Genomic DNA, 20,675 nt, shown 5'->3' with positions numbered 1-20,675 from the left:
GTCATCATCATCTCACAAGCGGCGTCTGGCGCAAGCCGGAGGCGTCGATCCGAGAGCCTGAAGACGGAGCCGTACCATCATGCGCACCCTGCTCATCATTCTTCTCCTTCTCGCCGCATTGATCGCCGGCGCGGTCCTGGCTCTGCCCGCGCTGTTCTCTTCGGACTGGCTGCGCGAGCGCGTCAGCGCTGAGGCCAGCGCGTTGATCCATCGCGAGGTGCGACTTGCCGGCGAGGTATCGCTTCAGGTCTTCCCGCGCGTTCAGGTCCGAGCCGCCGATGCCTCCATCGCGAACGTGCCGGGCTATGGCGACGAGCCGCTGGCGCAGATGGGCGAGTTGCGTGCCTCTCTCGCGCTTTTGCCGCTTCTGTCGCGGCGTATCGAGATCGAGGAGTTTGTGCTGATCGATCCGGTCATCAGACTGGAGGCCCGCTCCGACGGCAATAACTGGACACTGGGCGCGCCCGCCAGCGCCGACCGGCCAACCCGCGCAGCGGGTGAGGGACTGGTGCGCCGCCCGGGTGCCCTGCCCTTCGAGGCGGCATTTGGCGATGTGCGCATCGAGAACGGCTCGGTCTTATACCGCGATCCCGGTCAGACACGCCGGATCGAGAACCTCGATCTGTCGGTTGGCCTGCCCTCCGTCGATGATCCGGTCAATCTGAGCGGCTCGTTCAGCGCTGACGGCCGCCCTATGCAGTTCAACGTGCAACTGAGTTCACTGCGCGGCTTTTTCGAAGGCGCCGAAACCGCCATGACTTTGGACATGACCGGCGCGCTGGCCGATCTGAGTTTCGATGGACGCTTCCTTGAAGGCGAGACATTGAGCTTTGACGGAAGCACTTCGGTGGATCTGCCGCTGCCCGCACTGGCGCGCTTCCTCGGCACCGACCTGCCTGACGGCCCGGTCTTCCGCCGCTTTGCAGCGGACGCCCGAGTGGCGGGCACGCCGGGACGCCTGGTCCTGTCGGGCGCTTCGGTGGTGTTTGACGATATCCGCGCCAATGGCGACCTGACGCTGGACTATGAGCGCACGCGCCCCCTCATCACCGGCAACCTGCAGACGGCAGATCTGGATATCACGCCCTACATTCCGGCTGATGACCCCGCCGCAACGGGTCAAGCCGATGGCGGCGGCCTGGGTCCGTGGAGCGATGACCGCATCGACCTGTCAGCGCTGAGCACAGTGGATGCGCGCATCGGCGTGCGCGCCGCGCGCTTCAAGGCGCGTGATATCGTGGCCGAAAACGTCAATCTGGAGGTGACGCTGGACAATGCGCTCCTGACCGCGCGCCTGAACGAGTTCCGCCTCTATGGCGGCGAGGGCGAGGTGACGATGATCGTCAACGCGCGTCAGCGTACGCCGCGCTATTCCATCGCTGCTGACATCTCAGCACTGGACGCGCTGCCCTTCCTGACCGCCGCCGCCGGGTTCGACCGGCTTCAGGGCCTGGGCCGCCTTGAGCTTGATCTGAGCGGAACCGGAACCAGCCCGGCTGCCCTGATGCGGTCACTGGACGGGACTGGCCGTTTCAACTTCGCTGACGGTGCCATTGTCGGCGTCAACCTTGCCCAGGTGATCCGTACCGTGCAGCAGGCGATCGAGACCGGGTCGCTGCCCTCGGGCTTCGCCGACAGCGAGCAGACCGACTTCTCGGCTCTGTCCGGATCGTTCAATGTGCGCCAGGGCGTGGCGCAGAATATCGATCTGGCCATGCTCAGCCCGCTGCTCCGGGTCGAGGGCACCGGAACCCTAAACCTGGCCGAACAGATGATCGACTACCGCCTGACCCCGCGCGCGGTGCAGACGCTGGCCGGCCAGGGCGGTGCAACCGACCTGCAGGGCCTCGCCGTGCCGGTGCGCCTCCGGGGCGGGTTCAATAATGTCTCCGTGTCGGTTGATTTTGAAGCGGTGGCCCGCGATCTGGTGCGTCTGCGCGCCGGATCGCTGATCGGCGGACAGGCCGGTCAGGCGCTCACCGAGGGCCGCCGCATTGAAGATGTCGCCCGCGACGCCGCCCAGGGTGCGCTGCGCGACGCGCTGACCCGGCGCCCGCGCGAGGGCGAGAACGGCGAGCAGGAGGCCCGCGAGGATCCGGCACGCCGCCTGCTCGAAGGCGTGCTAGGACGCCGCCCTCAGCCCCGTCCGGAACCGGAGCCAGAAGCGGAGCCTGAAGGCGACGATGACGGGCGCTAGCTCGGTATGGTCTTGATCGGATTGGCGTAGGGCTATCTACTGCCTCGCAAATCTGCGCCAGCCGTTACCGGCGCAGCCAATGAGGAGCAATCGCCATGATCCGCATCATCGCCGCCGGAGCCGCCGCCATGAGTTTTTCCATATTCGGCGATCTGGCCAGCGCTCAGACCTTCTATCCCGGCGAACGTGTAACAGGCGATCATTTCGCCGGACGCTCGCCCGTCATCGCGCGCAACGGCATGGCCGCCACTGCCCAGCCTCTCGCCACACAAGTGGCACTGGATATCCTCAAAGCGGGCGGCAGCGCCGTGGATGCCGCCATAGCGGCCAATGCGGCGCTGGGCCTGATGGAGCCGACCGGCAATGGCATTGGCGGGGATTTGTTCGCCATTGTCTGGGACCCGGAGACCGGCGAGGTGCACGGGCTGAACGCGGCCGGGCGCTCGCCGATGTCGCTCAGCTATGAGACGGTTCTGGAGCGCTCGGGCGAAGCGGGTGCGATTCCGCCGCTGGGTGCCATGGCGGTCTCTGTCCCCGGTACTGTCGACGGTTGGTTCTCGCTGCACGAGCGCTTCGGGCGGCTGCCGATGAGCGAAGTGCTCGCCCCGGCGATTGGCTATGCCGAGGACGGTTTCCCGGTCTCCAAGACCATCGCCTTCTACTGGGCGCGCAATATGCGCATCCTCGAACAGCGCCACGCCAACGGGCAGATCGAGGAGTTGGCGAACGCGCGCGCCACCTACTACACGCCCGACGGCGCCGCCCCGGTGGAGGGCGAAATCTTCCGCAACCGCGATCTTGCGCGCACCTACCGCCTGCTCGCCGAGGGCGGCCGCGACGCGTATTACGAAGGCGAGATTGCGCAGTCTATCGACAGGTATATGCGCCGGATAGGCGGCTGGCTGAGCGCTGAGGATCTGGCGGCGCACCGGTCGGACTGGGTCGAACCGCTGAGCGTGAATTACCGCGGATATGATGTGTGGGAATTGCCGCCCCAGGGTCAGGGGATTGCCGCGCTTCAGATGCTCAACATTCTGGAGGATTACGACCTCGCCGGCATGGGCTTCATGAGCGCCGACGCCCTGCATGTGATGATCGAGGCCAAGCGCCTGGCGTTCGAGGACCGGGCCCGCTTCTACGCCGACCCGGACTTCATGGACATCGACGCGCGCGCCCTGCTCACAGATGAGTATGCCGATACGCGCCGCGCCCTGATCTCCATGGACCGGGCGATGGAAACCGTGTCCCACGGCGATCCGGCGATCCTGGAGACCGCCGACACCACCTATCTGACCGTGGCCGATTCCAGCGGCATGATGGTGTCGCTGATCCAGTCAAACTTCCGCGGCATGGGCTCCGGCCTGGTGCCGGACGGGCTGGGTTTCATGCTGCAGAACCGCGGCGAGCTGTTCAGCCTGGATCCTGACCGCCCCAACGCCTACGCGCCGGGCAAGCTGCCCTTCCACACCATCATCCCGGCCATGGTGACGCGCGACGGCCAGGGGGTGATGAGCTTTGGCGTCATGGGCGGCTCCATGCAGCCTCAGGGCCATGTGCAGATCCTCGTCAATATGATCGATTTCGGCCTGAACGTGCAGGAGGCGGGCGACACCGCGCGCTGGCGTCATGACGGGTCCAGCTCGGAGGTTGGCCGCATTGGCGATGAGGCCGGCAGGGGCGAAGTCTTCGTCGAACGCGGTATGCCGGACGATGTGCGCGCCGCGCTGGAAGCACGCGGCCATGTCATCCGCGACGGCGACCGGTCGTTCGGCGGCTATCAGGCGATCTGGCGCGACCCGCGCACCGGCGTCCTGCACGGTGCCACCGAAATGCGCACGGACGGTGCCGCGCAAGGGTATTGAAGCCGGTCAGCCTGATTGACATGAACGCTTGCCTGAAAGCGAATTCACCTTCCGTTCAAGGGGGCTGGGGCTTGCTCGCGCCTGTTGACCAGACAGGAGAGCGATCATGTTCACACTCATGCGCCTTTGCGCCGCAGCCGCTGCTGTGGTGTTCGCCGCGACCAGCGCAGCTGATGCCCAGAGGGGGGGACGCGGCCCGGACCGGCCGGCCATCGTCCTCTATGAGCATGCCAATTTCCAGGGCCGCTCAATCCGGATTGATGGTGACGCGCCCAATTTCGCGTGGATCGACTTCAATGACCGAGCCAGTTCAGCCCGGGTCGAGGGCGGCCAGTGGGATGTGTGCGAGCATGCCGACTATCGCGGGACATGTGTGTCGCTGACCAGCGATGTCGCACAGTTCACGGGGCGGCTGAACAGCCAGATCAGCTCGGTGCGCGCCGTCCACCGCCAGCGCCCGGATTCGCGCCAGGGTGTCACCTTCTGGTCCGGCCCCGACTATACAGGGCGCGCTGTGACGCTGACGCGGCCAGAAGACAATTTCACCCGGATCAATTTCAATGACATGGCGCGCTCGGTGGAGGTGCATTCGGGCAGCTGGACGCTGTGCGAACACGCCAGTTACCGGGGACGCTGCGTGGAGCTGGACCGCAATAGCGGCGATCTCGCCCGGTTCCGCATGCAGGGCATTATCAGCTCCGCCACACCGGACGGCCTGCCCCACAGCCAACCCGATCCCGGCTGGGGCGGCGGCGCTCCAGGCTGGGGTGCCTACCCAGGCGGTATTGACGGGGCAACGCAAGGGGTGTCGTCGCGCTTCTACGCGCGCCCCGAAACCCAGGGCGCAGCGGTGGCCGCCTGCATCACACCCGGATCACTATGTGGTCAGCCTGCAGCAGACCAGATGTGTCAGCGCGCCGGCATGCGCCGGGCAACCTGGTTCTCCTCGGAGCCCTGGCGTGGACCGGTTATTCACCTGGGTGACAACCGCCGCCAGCAGGGCGGGACGGTTCTGATCGACGTGCTTTGCACATACTAGGACAGGTTACGGGCGGAGTGCTTGGCGCTCCGCCCGGACGTGTGTCTGTGAAAGACGCCTAGCGCCAGGGCGGGCAGTCGAGACCTTTGGGCGAGCGCGTGAAAATTTCCACCCCGTCCGCCGTCACGCCGACCGTGTGCTCGAACTGGGCGGACAGGGACTTGTCGCGGGTCACCGCTGTCCAGCCGTCCGACAACACTTTCACGCCCGACTTGCCCGCGTTGAGCATGGGCTCGACGGTGAAGAACATGCCTTCTTCGAGCACCGGACCGTAACCGGCCTCGCCAAAGTGCAGCACATTCGGCGCATCGTGGAACAGCCGCCCGATACCATGGCCGCAGAAATCGCGCACCACGGAGCAGCGCTGGCTTTCGGCGAAGGACTGGATCGCCCAGCCAATATCGCCAAACGTGGCACCGGGGCGGATTATGGCGATGCCGCGCATCATGGCCTCATAGGTCACTTCCACCAGGCGCTCGGCCTTGCGGCGCACCTCGCCCACCGGAAACATCCGGCTGGTGTCGCCATGCCAGCCATCGAGAATGCAGGTGACATCGATATTGACGATATCCCCGTCTTTGAGCGGCTTCTCGTTGGGAATACCGTGGCAAACCACGTGGTTGATCGAGGTACAGCTGGACTTGGTGTAGCCCTTGTAAAACAGGGTCGCCGGCTTGGCACCATGCTCCAGGAAATACGTGCGCACCAGATTATCCAGCGCCTCGGTGGTGACGCCGGGCCGCACATGATCGACCAGCATGTCCAGCGCCGACGCGGCCAGCCGGCCAGCCTTGCGCATGCCTTCGAAATCAGCCGGCGCATGCCGCTTGATCTGACCGTCGCGCCGCGGTGCAGCGTCCAGGTCCAAGTCCAGATCGATATCCAGTCCGCCGTCGTTCACGCGTTCAGGCTCCACTTTGTGTGGCGCTGATATACTCAAAAGCGAGGGCTGAGGGAACCGGTAGCGCCGCTACTCGCCTGCGAAGAAGCTGTCCGCATTCCAGCGCGGGGCCTCCGGCGCGTTCGCAATGGCCTGGATAATGGCCAGGTTGATATTGGCGAATTTCGCACCCTGGTCGAAGCGCAGCGGCTGGCTGAGATCGTCGCCGGGCTGGTGATAATTGCCGCTGAGGAAACCGAGGAAACCGCGCCCCTCGTCATCGGCCTCATCGGGGCTGGAGAAGCCCGTCATCAGGAAAAGCGAGGGCACGCCGGCGCGCACAAAGTGATAATGGTCCGATCGCACGAACAGGGATTGCTCCGGGATGGGATCGGGCGACAGGCGCACATTGCGGCTGCTTGCCGCGGCCTCTGCGATCGGGCCCAGCGTGGAGTGCTCGGCGCCAAACGCGATCATGTCGTTGAACTCATAGAGGATGACCGGCATGTCGAGATTGACGTTCGCCGCCATGCGGCCCATGGCCGGGGTCGGGTTGGACGCGATGTGAGCGGCACCCAGCAGGCCCTTTTCCTCGGCCGCCAGAGCGATGAACACGACCGGGCGCGCCGGGCGCGGGCCTGATGCCAGCGCACGCGCTGTCTCCAGCATCACCGAGATGCCTGACGCATTGTCCAGCGCGCCATTGCAGATGGAATCGTCCTCCATCGGGCGGCAGATGCCGGTGTGATCCAGGTGCGCGGTGACGATTACCGCCTCATTGGCTAACGCCGGGTCGCTGCCCGGCAGCACGCCCACCACATTGTCATCATGGATGGTTTCGCGCGCCGTGCCCTGAGACAGGGCTACAGAGACGCCCAGATCAAACCCCGTCAGCGCGTCGCCATTGCGGGCCGCCGCCACCATCGTTTCGAAATCCTGCGGAGCGCGGGCAAACAATTGTGCCGCGGTCTCATCGGAAACGGACGCGATGACGCGGATCTGTTCCGGCGCTGCGGCGGCAGCGGTGGTCATGGAGGGCCGGCCCGCCATCGGGGCCATGCGGCGGAAGGACCAGCGGGTCAGGCCTTCGGCGGGGATCACGATGAGCCCCACCGCCCCGGCCTGCGCGGCAAATTCGGCCTTGGTGCGCGGATTATTGAGGTGGGCGGCCACGTCGGACGGCAAGCCTGCCGGGGTTCCGGCCAGCACAACCGCGATCCGGCCATCAAGATCCAGCCCGTCATAGGCATCCAGGCCCAGACCCGGCGCGACAAGGCCGTAGCCTACGAATACGGCTCCGGCTTCCACCGTGCTATGGCCATGGGCGGGATGGGCCCCGACGATGAAGTCGTCACCCGGCACCATGGCGGTGCCATCAATGCGCATCTCGGCCTGCTCGGGCAGCGGTGTCAGGGTCTGCAGCGGCACGGCCGCGCGATAGCCTTCAAGTCCGCCGGGCTCCAGCCCGATCAGGCGGTATTGCGCTTCGACATAATTGGTGGCCAGCGCATAGCCACGTGATCCGGCCTCGCGGCCTTCCATATGATCATCAGCCAGAAAGCGGATATGCGCCTCGATGGCACCGGGGGTCACCTCCAGAGCCGGACGGGCCGGCTCCTGGCTGACCGAACAGGCCGAAACTGCCAAAACTGCAGCGCAGATAAAGACTTTACGCACGACCACCCCTCCAAGGCATGTTCAATTCGCGCGCACTATAGGCAGGCACGCGCCGGTCTCAACGTGTCAAATGCGTCATGAATGCGCCGGCGGCAGCGGCCAGTTCCGGCTCCGGCACCGCGTAATGCGCCGCGAACGGCCCCGTCATGCGCGCGGGCCGGCCGGTGGAGAGCTGGAAGCAGACGAGCTTCGTCACGGCCCGGAACACTGTCTCGCCTGTCGCGCCACGGCGGAACTGATACCAGCGTTCGGCCCGCAACCGCCCGTCGGATTGCGCGATCCAGACTGCGCAATCGAGCGCCTCAGCCGCGCGGATATGGCCAAGATAGTCGGCTTCGGTGCGCACGATTGCCATACCACGATCCGCGTCCAGACAGTGCTGACGCGTCAGCCCGTCCGCCTCCCAGTGCGCCCAGGCAGTCTCGTCCGCCCATCGCAGATAGGCCGCGTTATTGGCGTGCCCGAAAATGTCGATATCGCCCGCCTGCGCGGTGATGCGATGGATGAACGGTGACGGCAGATCCCAGGCGGTCACAGGACCACCTCGATCGCGCGCGTCACGGTGATCGTCTCCAGCGTGATCTCGCAGGCATAGGCCAGCACTTCCACCCCGTCCCCATGCGCTGCCTTGAGCGCTGCTGCATAGGCGGGATCGATATCGGCGGCGGGCATGAGGCGGTTGCAGTCGCCGCGCTGGATGATGAAGAGCTGCACCGCCCGCTCGCCCTTGCGCGCCAGAGACGCCAGCTCGGTAAGGTGTTTGGCACCGCGCGCCGTGACGCTGTCGGGAAACTCGGCCAGTCCCGGCTGGCGCATCAGGTGGACGTTCTTCACCTCGACCCAGGTGCGCGGCCAGGCCTCGCCCGTGAGCAGGAAATCCAGCCGGGAGGCCTCCCCCGCCGCCGCCTCGCGCCGGATGGAGTCATAGCCCGCCAGCTCTTCAATCACGCCGGAGCGGATCGCTTCTTCAGCCAGGGCGTTGGGTGTGTTGGTGTTGATGCCCACCAGCGCGTCATCGGCCTCGACGATCTCCAGCGTCCAGGCAAGCTTGCGTGCCGGACTTTCATGATGAGACAGCCAGCAACGCGCCCCGCGCAGCGCCAGGCCCGTCATGGCCCCGGGATTGGGGCAGTGCACGACTGTCAGCCCCTGGCCCGGAATCTCCACGTCCGCCAGGAAGCGCTTGTAACGGCGCAGCAATCGGGCTTCAGTCAGGGGCGGCAATTGCATGATCGGCTCTGGCGCAGCGGGACAGGCGGACCATAATCCCCTGCCCGATCCCGGCAAGTGAGGATGGTGTCATGAAGTCCGATGTCAGCGCAGCGGTCCTGTTGATCGGGGACGAGATTCTGTCTGGACGCACCCAGGACGCCAACCTGAAGCAGATCGCCGAGTTTTTGCAGCCGCTGGGCGTGCCGGTCAAGGAAGCGCGGGTGGTGGCGGACGATCAGGATGCGATCATAGCGGCGGTGCGCGCCCTGTCAGCGGCGTATGATTATGTTTTCACCACAGGGGGGATAGGACCCACCCATGATGACATCACCGCCGACGCCATGGCCGTCGCCTTCGGGCGCACCATCGATGTGCGTGAGGATGCCCGCAAAATCCTGGAGCACTGGTATGCGCGCTCCGGGACGCAGATCACCGACGCCCGCCTGCGCATGGCGCGAATCCCTGTGGGCGCAAGCCTGATCAACAATCCGGTGACCGGCGCGCCGGGCTTTCAGATCGAGAATGTGTTCGTGATGGCGGGCGTCCCGAAGATCACCCGCGGCATGCTGGAGGATGTGGCGCACCGGATTGAGGGCGGGCCGGTCACTCATACGGTGTCGGTGCGCCTGGAAGACGTGCGCGAGGGGGATATCGCGCAGGCGCTGGGAGCGCTGGCCGGGGAGCATCCGGAAGTCTCCTTCGGCTCCTATCCCTGGTTCGAGGATGATGGCGGAACCTTGCGCCGCGGCGTGGTGCTGGTGGCGCGCGGCCGTGACCAGGCCTTTCTGGACTACCTGCGCGGCCAGCTGGAAGCGCTGGGCTGACGCCTTGCCGGACCGGAACGTGCAGCCTAGGCTTTCCATCAAAGTTCTTGGTGCCCGGCAGCGGGTGCGCACTCCTGATATGACGAGGATTGGCCATGGCCTACGCGTTCGATGACCGCCTGATTCGCAATGATGACGAAGATGAGGACGAGCGCGAGGACAAGAACGCGCCCCAGACCAGCGATTATGTCGGCAAGGCGCTGTTTGAAAGCCGCACCATCCTGATCACCGGCGGCATCAACGACAAGGTGGCGCGCAGCGTGTGCGCCCAGCTGTTCGCCCTGGCGGCCAAGAGCGATGACCCCATTCTGATGGTGATCTCCTCGCCCGGCGGCCATGTGGAATCAGGCGACATGATCCACGACACGATGAAGTTCGTGAAACCGCGTGTGATCGTGCTGGGCACGGGCTGGGTGGCGAGTGCAGGCGCGCTGATCTTCGTGGCGGCCGACAAGGAAGACCGCTACTGCCTGCCCAATACCCGCTTCCTCCTGCACCAACCCTCGGGCGGCGCAGGCGGACCGGCCAGCGATATCGAGATCCAGGTGCGCGAGATGCGCATGATGCGCGACCGGCTGAACCATATTTTCGCCGACGCCACCGGCCAGCCTTTGTCCCGCATCGAGGAAGACACCGACCGCGATTTCTGGCTGACCGCCAAGGGCGCAGTGGAGTACGGGCTATGCCACAAAATCGTCTCGCGCCAGGACGAAATCAAGCGGTAAATTAAGGGCTTAGCCTGGCGCCAGCGCGCGCCAGGCGATGTCGCGGCGGTGCACGCCTTGCGGCCAGTCGATGAGATCAACCGCCTCATAGGCGCGCGACACGGCCTGTTCCAGCGTGTCGCCCGCCGCGGTGATCGTCAGCACACGCCCGCCGGCGGCGATCCATTCGCCCTCATCGTTGACGCCGGTTCCGGCGTGAAACACCATCACGCCCTCCACCGCGCCGGCCGCCTTAAGTCCCTTGATCACCGAACCTTTTTCGTAAGACGCCGGATAGCCCTGGCTGGCCATCACCACACAGGCTGCCGGGCGCGCCTCGTCGAGCTGCGGCAGGAGCCGGGCGAAATCGCGCGCGGGCATGCCCCCCGTCGCGCAGGCGAGCAGGGCCTGGACGATGTCATCGGCCAGGCTCATCATCAGCACCTGACATTCAGGATCGCCAAAACGCACATTGAATTCAACGACTTTTGGCCCCTCCGGCGTGATCATCAGCCCGATATACAAGACGCCCTGATAAGGGAAACCGGCCTGCGCCATGGCATCAATGATCGGCGCAGCGATGGATTCGTCCACCTCTTTGAGGAGCTCCGGCGTCATCATCGGGGCGGGGGCGTAGGCGCCCATGCCGCCTGTGTTCGGGCCCTCATCGCCATCCAGAAGCCGCTTGTGATCCTGGCAGGCGGGCAGGGTCAGACGGTTGACGCCGTCGGTGAGGACGAACACGCTCGCCTCCTCGCCGTGCATGAATTCCTCGAGGACAAGCTCGGTGCCCGCGCCACTGAATTTGCCGGACAACATCGCCCCGGCTTCGTGGATAGCGGTGTCGACATCTGGCGCTATGACCACACCCTTGCCCCCTGCCAGACCGTCCGCCTTGATGACATAAGGCGGCGGGAGCGAGTCAAAAAACGCGCGCGCGGAGACAAGATCGGTCACTTTGCGGTACATCGCGGTCGGCACGCCGAGACGCGCCATGAAATCCTTGGCAAAACCCTTCGACGCTTCCAGCTTCGCGCCCTCGGCGCCCGGGCCGAACACATCAAATCCGCGCGCCCGCAACCCGTCGGCGAGCCCGCCCGCCAGCGGCGCCTCGGGACCGATCACGATGAGGTCCGGCTCCAGCTGCAGCGCCAGATCGTGCAGCCCCTTCACATCGTCGGCGGCCACATCGAAGCACGGGCCGATCTGGTCCATGGCCGGACTGCCCGGCGCGCACCAGACCACCTCCGTCAGAGGGCTCTGGGCGATCTTCCAGGCCAGCGCATGCTCGCGCCCGCCCGACCCGATGATGAGGATGTTCATGAGGCATGCTCCGAAGGCGTTTCAACGCCGACGTGATAGGGCGCAGGCGCGCGCCTGTCGACCAGCGTGCGCGGGCGGATTCACCTTCGAAAAGCCGGCAGGACGGTACCCGCCGTGGCAAGACTGGACGATTGGAGCCACTTGTCATGGCCGAGCCTAATCCATACAATTGACTGTATGTTCAGGCTTGCGCGCAAGTGATGCAAAATGAATGCAGATGGCAATATGGAGCGCATCCGGCAGGTGGTCAGCGAAGCGCTGAACCGCGACTTTCTGCGTGTGAATATTGTTGACTTCAAATTTGAACGCGACACCGATCACGATGGCGACAAGGTTCTGCGCATCACCGTGATTTTTGACGGCCGCGCCCGCGACATCGACCCCCACCAGCTCTCCGGTACGGTTCGCCATGTGCGGCCGCGCCTGATGGAGATCGGTGAAACCGCCTTCCCGGTATTCTCATTCGTCTCCAAGGGCGATGCGGGCAGACTGATCCGTGAAACCGCTTGATCTCCTGTCGACCGCTGAGGGCCTTGTGCAGTCCGGAAACAGGAAGCCGCGCCAGTCAAATCTGTTGAGGGCGGTGAGCACAGTTTATTACGCCGTTTTCCATACCTTGGCCCGCCACAACGCCGACTTGCTGATCGGCGCCACAACAGCGGCGCGCAACGGGGACGCCTGGAAGCAGACCTATCGCGCGCTGGATCACGGTGTTTGCAAAAATAATTGTATGAACAGCGCGATTTCCGCCTTCCCGAGAGATATCCAGGACTTTGCAAATTTCTTCGTCACCATGCAGAAAAAGCGGCATTCAGCCGACTACGACCCCACTTACAGGACATACAAGTCGGAAGTTCTGCTCGACCTGGCACAGGCGCACCAGACCATTACAGACTTTGAAAATGCGCCCATTCGGGACCGGCGCGCATTCGCAGCTTTTGTGCTCTTTAAACACAGATAGCGATGGCGAGCCGAGCCTGACCACGCCGTCAAGGACAGCCCTTCCTGAACTCATCCAGCGGGACGACCTCCCTGACCGCCCCATTTCACCCTTCCCCCCTCTGCCGCTAGGCTGACGCTTCAGCGCCAGTGAGTCGTCCATGACCGAACCCGCCTCCAACGTGCACGAATATTCCGTCTCCGAGCTCGCCCGGGCGCTCAAGCGGACGGTGGAGGAGACCTATGGGCATGTGCGGGTGCGCGGTGAGCTGGGGCGGGTGATCATTGCCAAGTCCGGCCATGTGTATCTGGACATGAAGGACGAGAGCGCAGTCATCGACGCCGTGATGTGGAAGGGCCTCGCCTCCACCCTGAATTTCCGGCCCGAGGAGGGGCTGGAGGTGATTGTCGAAGGGCGGCTGTCCACCTTCCCGGGCCGGTCGAAATACCAGCTGATCATCGAGCGCATGGAGCCGGCGGGCGCGGGCGCGCTGATGGCGCTGCTCGAAGCGCGCAAGGCGGCGCTGGCGGCTGAAGGCCTGTTCGCGCCCGAGCGCAAGCGCCCCATCCCGTTCCTGCCGCGGGTGATCGGCGTGGTCACCTCGCCCACCGGGGCCGTGATCCGCGATATCCTGCACCGGCTGGAGGACCGCTTCCCGGTCCATGTCCTCTTATGGCCCGTGCTGGTGCAGGGCGAGCAGGCCGCCGGCCAGATCGCGGCGGCCATTGAAGGCTTCAACGCGCTGGAGCCCGGCGGGCGCGTGCCGGTGCCCGACGTGCTGATCGTGGCGCGGGGCGGCGGGTCGGTGGAAGATCTCTGGGCGTTCAACGAGGAGATCGTGGTGCGCGCGGCGGCCGCCTCGCGCATTCCGCTCATCTCGGCGGTGGGACACGAGACCGACACCACGCTCATTGATTTCGCCTCTGACCGGCGGGCGCCGACGCCCACGGGCGCGGCCGAGATCGCCGTGCCGGTGCGCCGCGAACTGGCCGAGCGAAACAGCGCCCTGGGCGCACGCCTCACCCGCGCCCTCACCCGCCTCGTCGACCGCAAGGGCGCAGATTTGCGCTCGGCGGCGCGCGCCCTGCCCCGGCCCGACACGCTGCTGGGCGAGGCGCGCCAGCGGCTGGATTATGCGTCAGGCCGTCTCGACAGCGCCGCACGCCTGCGTATCGAGCGCGTGCGCGGGCGCCTGGACGGGCTGAGCGGACGGCTGCGCCCCGCAGCGCTGACGCGCGATATTTCGGACAAGAGGGCGCGGCTCGACCGCCTCACGGCGCGGCTCCGGCCAGCGCAAACCCGTGCCCTCACCGACCGCAAGCGCACGCTGGACGGGCTCGCCGCCCGGCTCAATTCGGTGTCCCATGAAGGCGTTCTGGCGCGCGGCTTTGCCCTGGTCACCGACGCGAACGGCAAGCTGGTGCGTACCGCGTCTGCGCTGAAGAACGGCGATGCGGTGACGCTGGAGTTCAAGGACGCCAAGCGCGGCGCGGTGATTGGCGGCGAGGCACCGGCGGCAAACCTGCCGCCCGCGCCACCTGCCCGCAAGGCCAAACCGAAACCCAAGCCGCCTGCGGCGGATCAGGGCAATCTGTTTTAGGTCACGCCGCCTTGATATGCGCCAGGAAGCGGTTCACGCCCTCGCGCATCTCACCGGCCTGACGGCCGAGATCTTCAGATGCGGCGACCAGCACACCCGCCGCTGCACTGGTTTCGCGGGCTCCGGCCAGCACATCGGTGATGGTCTGGGCCACGCTGCTGGCGCTTTTCGCGGTCTGGTCGGTATTGCGGCTGATCTCCGAGGTGGCAGCGTTCTGCTCTTCGACCGCTGCCGAGATGGACGCCGAAACGCCGTTGACCTGTTCAATGGCGCCGGACACCTCGCTGATTGCGGCCACGGCCTGACTGACGGCGGTCTGGACCTGTGCGATCTGGGACGAGATTTCCTCGGTTGCCCGTGCGGTCTGGGCTGCCAGGGATTTCACCTCGCTGGCCACCACCGCAAAGCCCTTGCCCGCCTCGCCCGCGCGCGCCGCCTCGATGGTGGCGTTCAGCGCCAGAAGATTGGTCTGTTCGGCGACGGATTCGATGAGATTGACGATCTCTCCGATCTTTTCGGCGGCGTGCGCCAGACGGGACATGGTCTGCCCGGTTTCGTGCGCCTTGGACTGCGCCGAAGCCGCGCCGCCCGCCGCTTCCGTCGCACGCCCGGCGATTTCCTTGATCGCGCCCGTCAGTTGCTGGGCGGCGGACGCCACCGTCTCGGCCGTCACTGTCGCTTCTTCGGCGGCCGCGGCGACGGTGGCCGATCGCTCGGACGTCGCATCGGCTGTTCCAGCCAGCCCCCGCGCGGTATCGGCCAGCTGTCCTGATGCCATTGCGACGGACTCCACAATTGCAGAGACCGTCTGCTGGAAGTCGTCGGCCAGCCGTTCGCGCTCGGCCTTTTTGGCTTCTTCGGCGAAGGATTCGATGGTGGAAATGCAAAGGTCCATATCCAGCATGGCGGTCTTGGTCACGGTATCCAGGTCGGCGGTCAGATCGCGCTGGGCCTTGCCGGCCCCGAACAGACCCATGCCTGAAAAATGGCTCGCGGTGATCGCCTCGATCAGGCCGGAGACGATCTTGGCGTAGCTGCCAAAATACCATTCTGGCTTCAGGTCGAGGGCTGCGTGAACCTTGCCGATGCGCCGAACCGAGGCGAGATAGTCGGCGTCGAACCTTGCTTCACATATCCGCATCCAGTGCTCGAACTGCTTTTCGCGCGCATGCACCCGCAAAGCCTCCGTGGTGAACATCGAGCTGACTATTTCGTGGCGCGCAATGTCCGCATAGAAGGCGTCCAGGACATCTGGCAAGGCGGCTTGCACAATCGGTTTCAACGCCTTCAGACGTGTCCGGTCCTGCGCAGTGAAATTCAGAAAATCAAATCTCGTCTCGAGTCCGTCGCTGATCATGGCACTCTTCCCCAAACCACACAGGTGCGGTTTCGGTAAATTCATATAATGAACGTGGTTAATCGGGTGTTATACAAGCGTCATACCGCCATCCGGTGCCAGATCACGGCCTGTAGCGCGTCTGCGGCGCATCGCGTGTGCGCAGCGGCGCGGCGATCCCGGCAAACTCCGTCAGCACGGCGCGGGTCTCGGCCGGGTCGATGATCTCCTCGATCCAGAAGCGCTCGGCGGTGCGGAAGGGCGAGGCGAGCTCGCGCATGCGGCGGGACAGATCCGCCTTCATGGCGGCGGGATCATCCGATTGCTCAAGCGCGGCCTTGAACGCGGCCTCCACGCCGCCCTCCAGCGGCAGCGAGCCCCAGTCGCCCGAGGGCCAGGCATAGCGGTAGCGGAAGCGGGTATGGTCCATCATGGCCGCGCCAGCCACACCGAACGCCTTGCGGATCAGGATCGTGCACCAGGGCACGCTGGCCTGATAGATGGCGCTGAGCGCCCGCGCCCCGTGGCGGATCGTGCCTGCGCGCTCGGCCCGCGTGCCGATGACAAAGCCCGGAATATCCACACAATGCACCACCGGCAGGCGGAAGGTTTCGGCCAGATCCACAAAGCGCGTGACCTTCTGGGCGGCCTCGGCCGTCCAGCCGCCGCCATAGACATTGGGATTGCTCGCCAGCACCGCCACCGGCCAGCCATCGAGCCGGGCGAGCGCGGTGATCACGCTGGAGCCGAAATGGCGGCCCATCTCGAACAGGCTGGAACTGTCGCAGACGGCCTTGAGGATGGCGCGCATGTCATAACCATAGCGCCGGTCGCGCGGGATGATGGCGCGCAAGGCCGGATCGGCGCGGGCGGGGTCATCATGAACCGCGCCGCGCGGCGCGGCCTCGCCGGCGCGGTCGGGCAGATAGGACAGGAACCAGCGCGCCGCCTCCATGGCGTCGGCCTCGCTGGCATAGGCGTCGTCGGCGGCCCCGGCGGCCAGCTGGATGTCGGCACCGCCCAGTTCCTCCTTGGTGACCGTTTCGCCGATCCCGGCCACCACGGGCGGGCCGGCGATGAACATCTGGGACTGGTCCTTCACCATGACGCAGTAATGGCTCGACACAGCACGCGCCGCACCCAGGCCCGCCACCGGGCCCAGCGCCAGTGAGACCACCGGCACGCGCTCCAGGTTCGCCACCACCTGGTCCCAGCCCGGATTGAACGGCACATAGCTCGCGCCCATGTCGAGGATCGACTTGACCGACCCGCCCCCGCCCGTGCCTTCGATCAGGCGGATCAGCGGCAAGCCCAGCTCGCCGGCCATGGTTTCAGCCTGGATCTGCTTTTCGATGATGGCTGCATCCGCCGCTCCGCCGCGCACGGTGAAGTCGTCGGCCACCACGGCCACGGTGCGCCCGCCGATCCGGCCGCGCCCGAACAGGCAATTGGCCGGCGTGAAGCCGGTGAGCGCGCCATCCTCTCCCGTCTGCGCCGTCCCGGTGATGGAGCCGATCTCGCGGAAGCTGCCCGCATCGAGCAACAGGTCGAGGCGTTCGCGCACATTCAGCCGGCCCGCCGCCGCCTGGCGCGCCAGCTTGTCAGGTCCGCCCATGCCGCGCGCCAGCGCCTGACGCTTGCGCAGCTCGCTGATTTCGTCTTCCCAACTCATTGGCTTATGTCTCCGCCAGCTGATAACCGGACGCTCATGACCAGTTTCCCCTTCAAACTCCTCGCCGTCGACGGCGGCGCGCGCACCGGGGTGTTGAAAACCCCGCGCGGCGACATCCGCACACCCGCCTTCATGCCCGTGGGCACCGCCGCCACGGTCAAGGCACTGTACCCGGACCAGGTGCGCGGCGCGGGTGCCGACATCATTCTGGGCAACACCTATCACCTGATGCTGCGGCCCGGTGCCGAGCGCGTCAAACGCCTGGGCGGGCTGCATGCCTTCATGCGCTGGGACGGGCCGATCCTGACGGACTCAGGCGGTTTCCAGGTCTGGTCGCTGTCGGGCCTGCGCAAGCTGGTGGAGGAAGGCGTCACCTTCAAAAGCCATATTGACGGCTCGTCCCATCATCTGACCCCGGAGCGCTCGATCGAGATCCAGGCCGATCTGCTGGGCGCCGACATCTCCATGCAGCTCGATGAATGCACGCCCTATCCGTGCGAGCGTGACGCAGCAGCGCGGTCGATGGAGTTGTCGCTGCGCTGGGCGCAGCGCTCCCGCGACGCCTTCGGCGAGCGCAAGAGCCAGGCAATTTTCGGCATTGTGCAGGGGTCGACCTATGACGATCTGCGCCGCGACAGTGCCGAGGGGCTCAAGCGCATCGGCTTTGACGGCTATGCCGTGGGCGGGCTGGCGGTGGGCGAAGGCTTCGAGATGATGTGCCGCGTGCTCGACGCCACCACGCTGTTCCTGCCCTCGGACCGGCCGCGCTACCTGATGGGCGTGGGCAAGCCGGTGGATCTGGTGGAGGCGGTGGCGCGCGGGATCGACATGTTTGACTGCGTCCTGCCCACGCGCTCCGGGCGCCACGGTCAGGCCTGGAGCGATAACGGCCCGGTCAATCTGAAAAACGCCCGCTTCGCCGAGGACCCCCGCCCGCTGGACGGGACGTCAGACTGTCCGGCCAGCCGGGACTATTCGCGCGCCTATCTGCATCACCTGGTCAAGGCGAACGAGTATCTGGGCGCCATGCTCCTGTCCTGGCACAACACGGCGTATTTCCAGTCGCTGACCGCGCGCATGCGCGGTGCCATCGAGGACAACCGCTTCGAGGCGTTCCGGCGTGAGTTCCACGCCAGGCTGGCAGAAGACTTCGACTAGGAGATCAGGCACCGCCGCCACGCGGGCACAGGCCGCCCTTGAACCAATCGGCCAAGTGATCGACGAACAGGCGCACACGGTGGGCGAGATAGCGGTTGGACGGATAGACCGCCCACAAATCGCGTCCCTCCGGCGTCCAGCCGCCCATCACCGCCGTGACCGTGCCCGCATCAATGGCCTCGCGTGCCGCCCATTCGGGCGTGCAGGCGAGCCCCGCGCCGGCGGCGGCGGCGCTGACGGCCGCCTTGGCGCCGTTGAGGGAGAAGCGCCCCGCCACTTTTACCTCGGCCGGCTCGTTGTCACGGTGGAAGCGCCAGAGCATGGGGGCGGGCCGGTTGCGGTCGATGATGCAATCATGGCGCGCCAGATCGGACGGGTGAGACGGCGCGCCGGCACCGGCCAGATAGGCCGGGCTGGCCACCAGCACCATGGGCGCATGGGCAAGACGGCGCGCAATCAGCGTGGAATCGGTCAGATGCCCGATGCGCACGGCGAGGTCATAGCCCTCGTCCACCAGATCGACCATGCGGTCGGTCATGTCGAGACGCACCTCCACCGCCGGCCAGCGGTTCATGAAGGCGGTGACGGGCGCGACCAGTCTTTGAGCGCCAAAATCCACCGGCGCAGACACGCGCAGCACGCCGACGGCCGCCGCATGCTCATGCGCCAGACCGGATTCCAGCTCCTCGTATTCCTTGAGCCAGGGGCGCACCCGGTCGAGCAGGGCGCGGCCTGCGTCGGTCAGGCGCACAGAGCGCGTGGTGCGCTCCAGCAGGCGCGCCTGCATGCGCTCTTCCAGGGCAGAGATCTGTTTGGACGCCGCGCCCGGCGTCAGGCCCAGCCGCTCGGCGGCGCGGGTGAAGCTTTCCAGTTCCGCCACGGCAGAGAACAGGCGCAGGGCGTCGATGCGATCCATGAGGTTTCCGTCAGGCTCAAAACGGCAAGGGGGCCGGTCTTATCTGCCGGTCCCCACGCTGTCACGCGAATTGACTGCACGCTGGGTCAGGTGCGCGCGGCGTCATGGGCGGCCAGCCAGTCCAGCGCGAGGGTGAACAAGGCTGTCTCTCCCGCAGTCAGGCCACTGACCGGATCGTAGGGTTTGGGCTCGTCGGGATCCTCGCCGGTGACGAAATACGCGATGGAGACGTTGAGCCCGGGCAGATACCAGGCGCCACCATAAAGGCCCCAGGCTTGCCCCGGGTGGCCGATGGCGGTCAGGTCCGGGCGGCCGGGAACCTGCCCCGGCTCCAGCACTTGTGGACCGCTGGCCCAGGCGCGCAGGCCCGGTCCGGCATCGCCGCGCCAGACCGGATCGGCCAGCGCCCCGCCTGGCCCTTCCGGCGCGAACGCCGCGGCCAGACGGGCCAGCTCGATCACATTGGCGCGCAATCCGCCCTGGGGCGACATCAGCGATCCATTGGTACCGGGCTGGTAATCCTCCAGGACATGGCCGGGTTGGACCAGCACGACCGGCCCGTCGCCTGACAGCATGGCGGCACTGTCGATCTGCACCCGCCAGGCACCATCGGTCCAGCGGTGCAGCGCGCCGCCACTGTCGCGCACGCTGCGCTCCACGCCGGACCAGTTGAAGCCCGCACCGGGTATGCCGGCCGGGATGAGGGCGTGGCGCTGCGCCAGCCGGTCAAAGCGCTCGCCGCTCGCCGCTTCCAGCACGGTGGCCGCCAGGGCGTAACCGAGATTGGAGTAGCTGAAGGCGGCGCCCGGCACATGCCCGCACCAGGCGGCCTCATCGTTGAAGAGGGCGTAGAAATCCTCGCCCAGCTCCGCCCAGTACCGTGCCGGATCGCAGACGCCCGACGTATGGGACAGGAGCTGGCGCAAGGTGATGGGGGCATCCGGCGCCAGCGGGTGGCGCGGCGCGCGGCTCTGAATGGAGCGGATCGGCGCATCCAGATCCACGGTGCCGGCGTCGGCCAGGGCCCCCGCCGTCAAGGCGACCGCCAGTTTTGACATGGACGCGGCGCGCACAGGCGTCGCCGCCCCCAGCGCCCGTGCCGGGGTCTGGCCCGAGGCATCGAACGCCGCCGCGCCTGCCGCCGATGCCCACAGAATTTCACCGTCGCGCAGGATCGCAATGGCAGCGCCCGGCGCGCGGACGGCCTCCAGCGCGAGCAGAGAATCAAGCCGCGCCTGCCAGGAATCGTCCAGAGGCTCGGCTTCCATCGCGCAAGAGGCGAGCATGAGGCCGGATGCTGCAGCAGCACAGCGCCTGGACCAGCCGGATGTTGAA

The 20,675-nt window shown here is 66.2% G+C and carries 18 protein-coding genes; 9 read left to right on the top strand and 9 right to left on the bottom strand.

What is annotated here, in order from left to right:
• Positions 1 to 79: 79 nt before the first annotated feature.
• From L2D00_00960 to L2D00_00950, 3 genes are all read left to right on the top strand, one after another.
• The gene (locus L2D00_00960; protein WBQ13272.1) at positions 80 to 2,197 is read left to right on the top strand and encodes an AsmA family protein; all 2,118 of its coding nucleotides are present in this window, start codon (positions 80 to 82) and stop codon (positions 2,195 to 2,197) included.
• Between the two features lie 95 nt (positions 2,198 to 2,292).
• Positions 2,293 to 4,059, top strand: a complete 1,767-nt coding sequence (gene ggt / locus L2D00_00955) for a gamma-glutamyltransferase (protein ID WBQ13271.1) — start codon at positions 2,293 to 2,295, stop codon at positions 4,057 to 4,059.
• Positions 4,060 to 4,165: 106 nt separating this feature from the next.
• Positions 4,166 to 5,098 carry a beta/gamma crystallin family protein gene (locus L2D00_00950; protein WBQ13270.1) on the top strand — a complete coding sequence of 311 codons (933 nt, stop codon included), beginning with the start codon at positions 4,166 to 4,168 and terminating at the stop codon, positions 5,096 to 5,098.
• Between the two features lie 58 nt (positions 5,099 to 5,156).
• Here the strand turns inward: L2D00_00950 and map are convergent, their stop codons facing one another.
• The 4 genes from map to sfsA form a co-directional block, all read right to left on the bottom strand.
• A complete protein-coding gene (gene map, locus L2D00_00945; protein WBQ14478.1) occupies positions 5,157 to 5,897 on the bottom strand; it encodes a type I methionyl aminopeptidase in 741 nt (246 codons plus the stop codon).
• Between the two features lie 171 nt (positions 5,898 to 6,068).
• Entirely contained in the window at positions 6,069 to 7,655 is a 1,587-nt protein-coding gene (locus L2D00_00940) for a M28 family metallopeptidase (GenBank protein WBQ13269.1), read from the bottom strand.
• Between the two features lie 58 nt (positions 7,656 to 7,713).
• Entirely contained in the window at positions 7,714 to 8,190 is a 477-nt protein-coding gene (locus L2D00_00935) for an acyl-CoA thioesterase (protein WBQ13268.1), read from the bottom strand.
• Positions 8,187 to 8,885 (bottom strand): DNA/RNA nuclease SfsA, encoded by a 699-nt coding sequence (gene sfsA, locus L2D00_00930; protein WBQ13267.1) that lies wholly within the window; start codon positions 8,883 to 8,885, stop codon positions 8,187 to 8,189. The genes L2D00_00935 and sfsA overlap by 4 nt, the downstream gene beginning before the upstream one ends.
• A gap of 71 nt (positions 8,886 to 8,956) precedes the next feature.
• Here sfsA and L2D00_00925 point away from each other — a divergent pair, with 71 nt between their 5' ends.
• Complete coding sequence (locus L2D00_00925) at positions 8,957 to 9,691, top strand: molybdopterin-binding protein (GenBank protein ID WBQ13266.1); 735 nt, start codon at positions 8,957 to 8,959, stop codon at positions 9,689 to 9,691.
• A gap of 95 nt (positions 9,692 to 9,786) precedes the next feature.
• On the top strand, positions 9,787 to 10,416 hold the full coding sequence (locus L2D00_00920) for an ATP-dependent Clp protease proteolytic subunit (protein ID WBQ13265.1): 630 nt from the start codon (positions 9,787 to 9,789) through the stop codon (positions 10,414 to 10,416).
• Between the two features lie 9 nt (positions 10,417 to 10,425).
• Here L2D00_00920 and purD read toward each other — a convergent pair whose 3' ends face one another.
• Complete coding sequence (purD, locus tag L2D00_00915) at positions 10,426 to 11,718, bottom strand: phosphoribosylamine--glycine ligase (GenBank protein ID WBQ13264.1); 1,293 nt, start codon at positions 11,716 to 11,718, stop codon at positions 10,426 to 10,428.
• 207 nt (positions 11,719 to 11,925) lie between these two features.
• On the opposite strand from purD, the gene L2D00_00910 reads away from it, so the two are divergent.
• The 3 genes from L2D00_00910 to xseA all read left to right on the top strand — a co-directional run bounded on the left by L2D00_00910 (position 11,926) and on the right by xseA (position 14,258).
• Complete coding sequence (locus tag L2D00_00910; protein ID WBQ13263.1) at positions 11,926 to 12,228, top strand: hypothetical protein; 303 nt, start codon at positions 11,926 to 11,928, stop codon at positions 12,226 to 12,228.
• On the top strand, positions 12,215 to 12,679 hold the full coding sequence (locus tag L2D00_00905; GenBank protein WBQ13262.1) for a hypothetical protein: 465 nt from the start codon (positions 12,215 to 12,217) through the stop codon (positions 12,677 to 12,679). The genes L2D00_00910 and L2D00_00905 overlap by 14 nt, the downstream gene beginning before the upstream one ends.
• A 139-nt stretch (positions 12,680 to 12,818) precedes the next feature.
• A complete protein-coding gene (xseA, locus tag L2D00_00900; protein ID WBQ13261.1) occupies positions 12,819 to 14,258 on the top strand; it encodes an exodeoxyribonuclease VII large subunit in 1,440 nt (479 codons plus the stop codon).
• Between the two features lies 1 nt (position 14,259).
• On the opposite strand, the gene L2D00_00895 is transcribed toward xseA, so the two are convergent.
• Positions 14,260 to 15,615, bottom strand: a complete 1,356-nt coding sequence (locus tag L2D00_00895; protein WBQ13260.1) for a globin-coupled sensor protein — start codon at positions 15,613 to 15,615, stop codon at positions 14,260 to 14,262.
• A gap of 103 nt (positions 15,616 to 15,718) precedes the next feature.
• Complete coding sequence (locus L2D00_00890) at positions 15,719 to 17,266, bottom strand: methylmalonyl-CoA carboxyltransferase (protein ID WBQ13259.1); 1,548 nt, start codon at positions 17,264 to 17,266, stop codon at positions 15,719 to 15,721.
• A 36-nt stretch (positions 17,267 to 17,302) separates the two neighbouring features.
• On the opposite strand from L2D00_00890, the gene tgt reads away from it, so the two are divergent.
• A complete protein-coding gene (gene tgt / locus L2D00_00885; GenBank protein WBQ13258.1) occupies positions 17,303 to 18,424 on the top strand; it encodes a tRNA guanosine(34) transglycosylase Tgt in 1,122 nt (373 codons plus the stop codon).
• A gap of 4 nt (positions 18,425 to 18,428) precedes the next feature.
• Here tgt and L2D00_00880 read toward each other — a convergent pair whose 3' ends face one another.
• Together L2D00_00880 and L2D00_00875 are read right to left on the bottom strand one after the other, a co-directional pair.
• Positions 18,429 to 19,340, bottom strand: a complete 912-nt coding sequence (locus L2D00_00880; protein ID WBQ13257.1) for a LysR family transcriptional regulator — start codon at positions 19,338 to 19,340, stop codon at positions 18,429 to 18,431.
• 86 nt (positions 19,341 to 19,426) lie between these two features.
• A complete protein-coding gene (locus L2D00_00875) occupies positions 19,427 to 20,626 on the bottom strand; it encodes a beta-lactamase family protein (protein ID WBQ13256.1) in 1,200 nt (399 codons plus the stop codon).
• Between the last annotated feature and the right edge of the window lie 49 nt (positions 20,627 to 20,675).

This window comes from Hyphomonadaceae bacterium BL14 (assembly GCA_027627705.1).
GTDB lineage: Bacteria > Pseudomonadota > Alphaproteobacteria > Caulobacterales > Maricaulaceae > Oceanicaulis.
The sequence above is the reverse complement of the archived record's forward strand: the minus strand, read 5'-3'. Positions and strand labels throughout refer to the sequence as shown.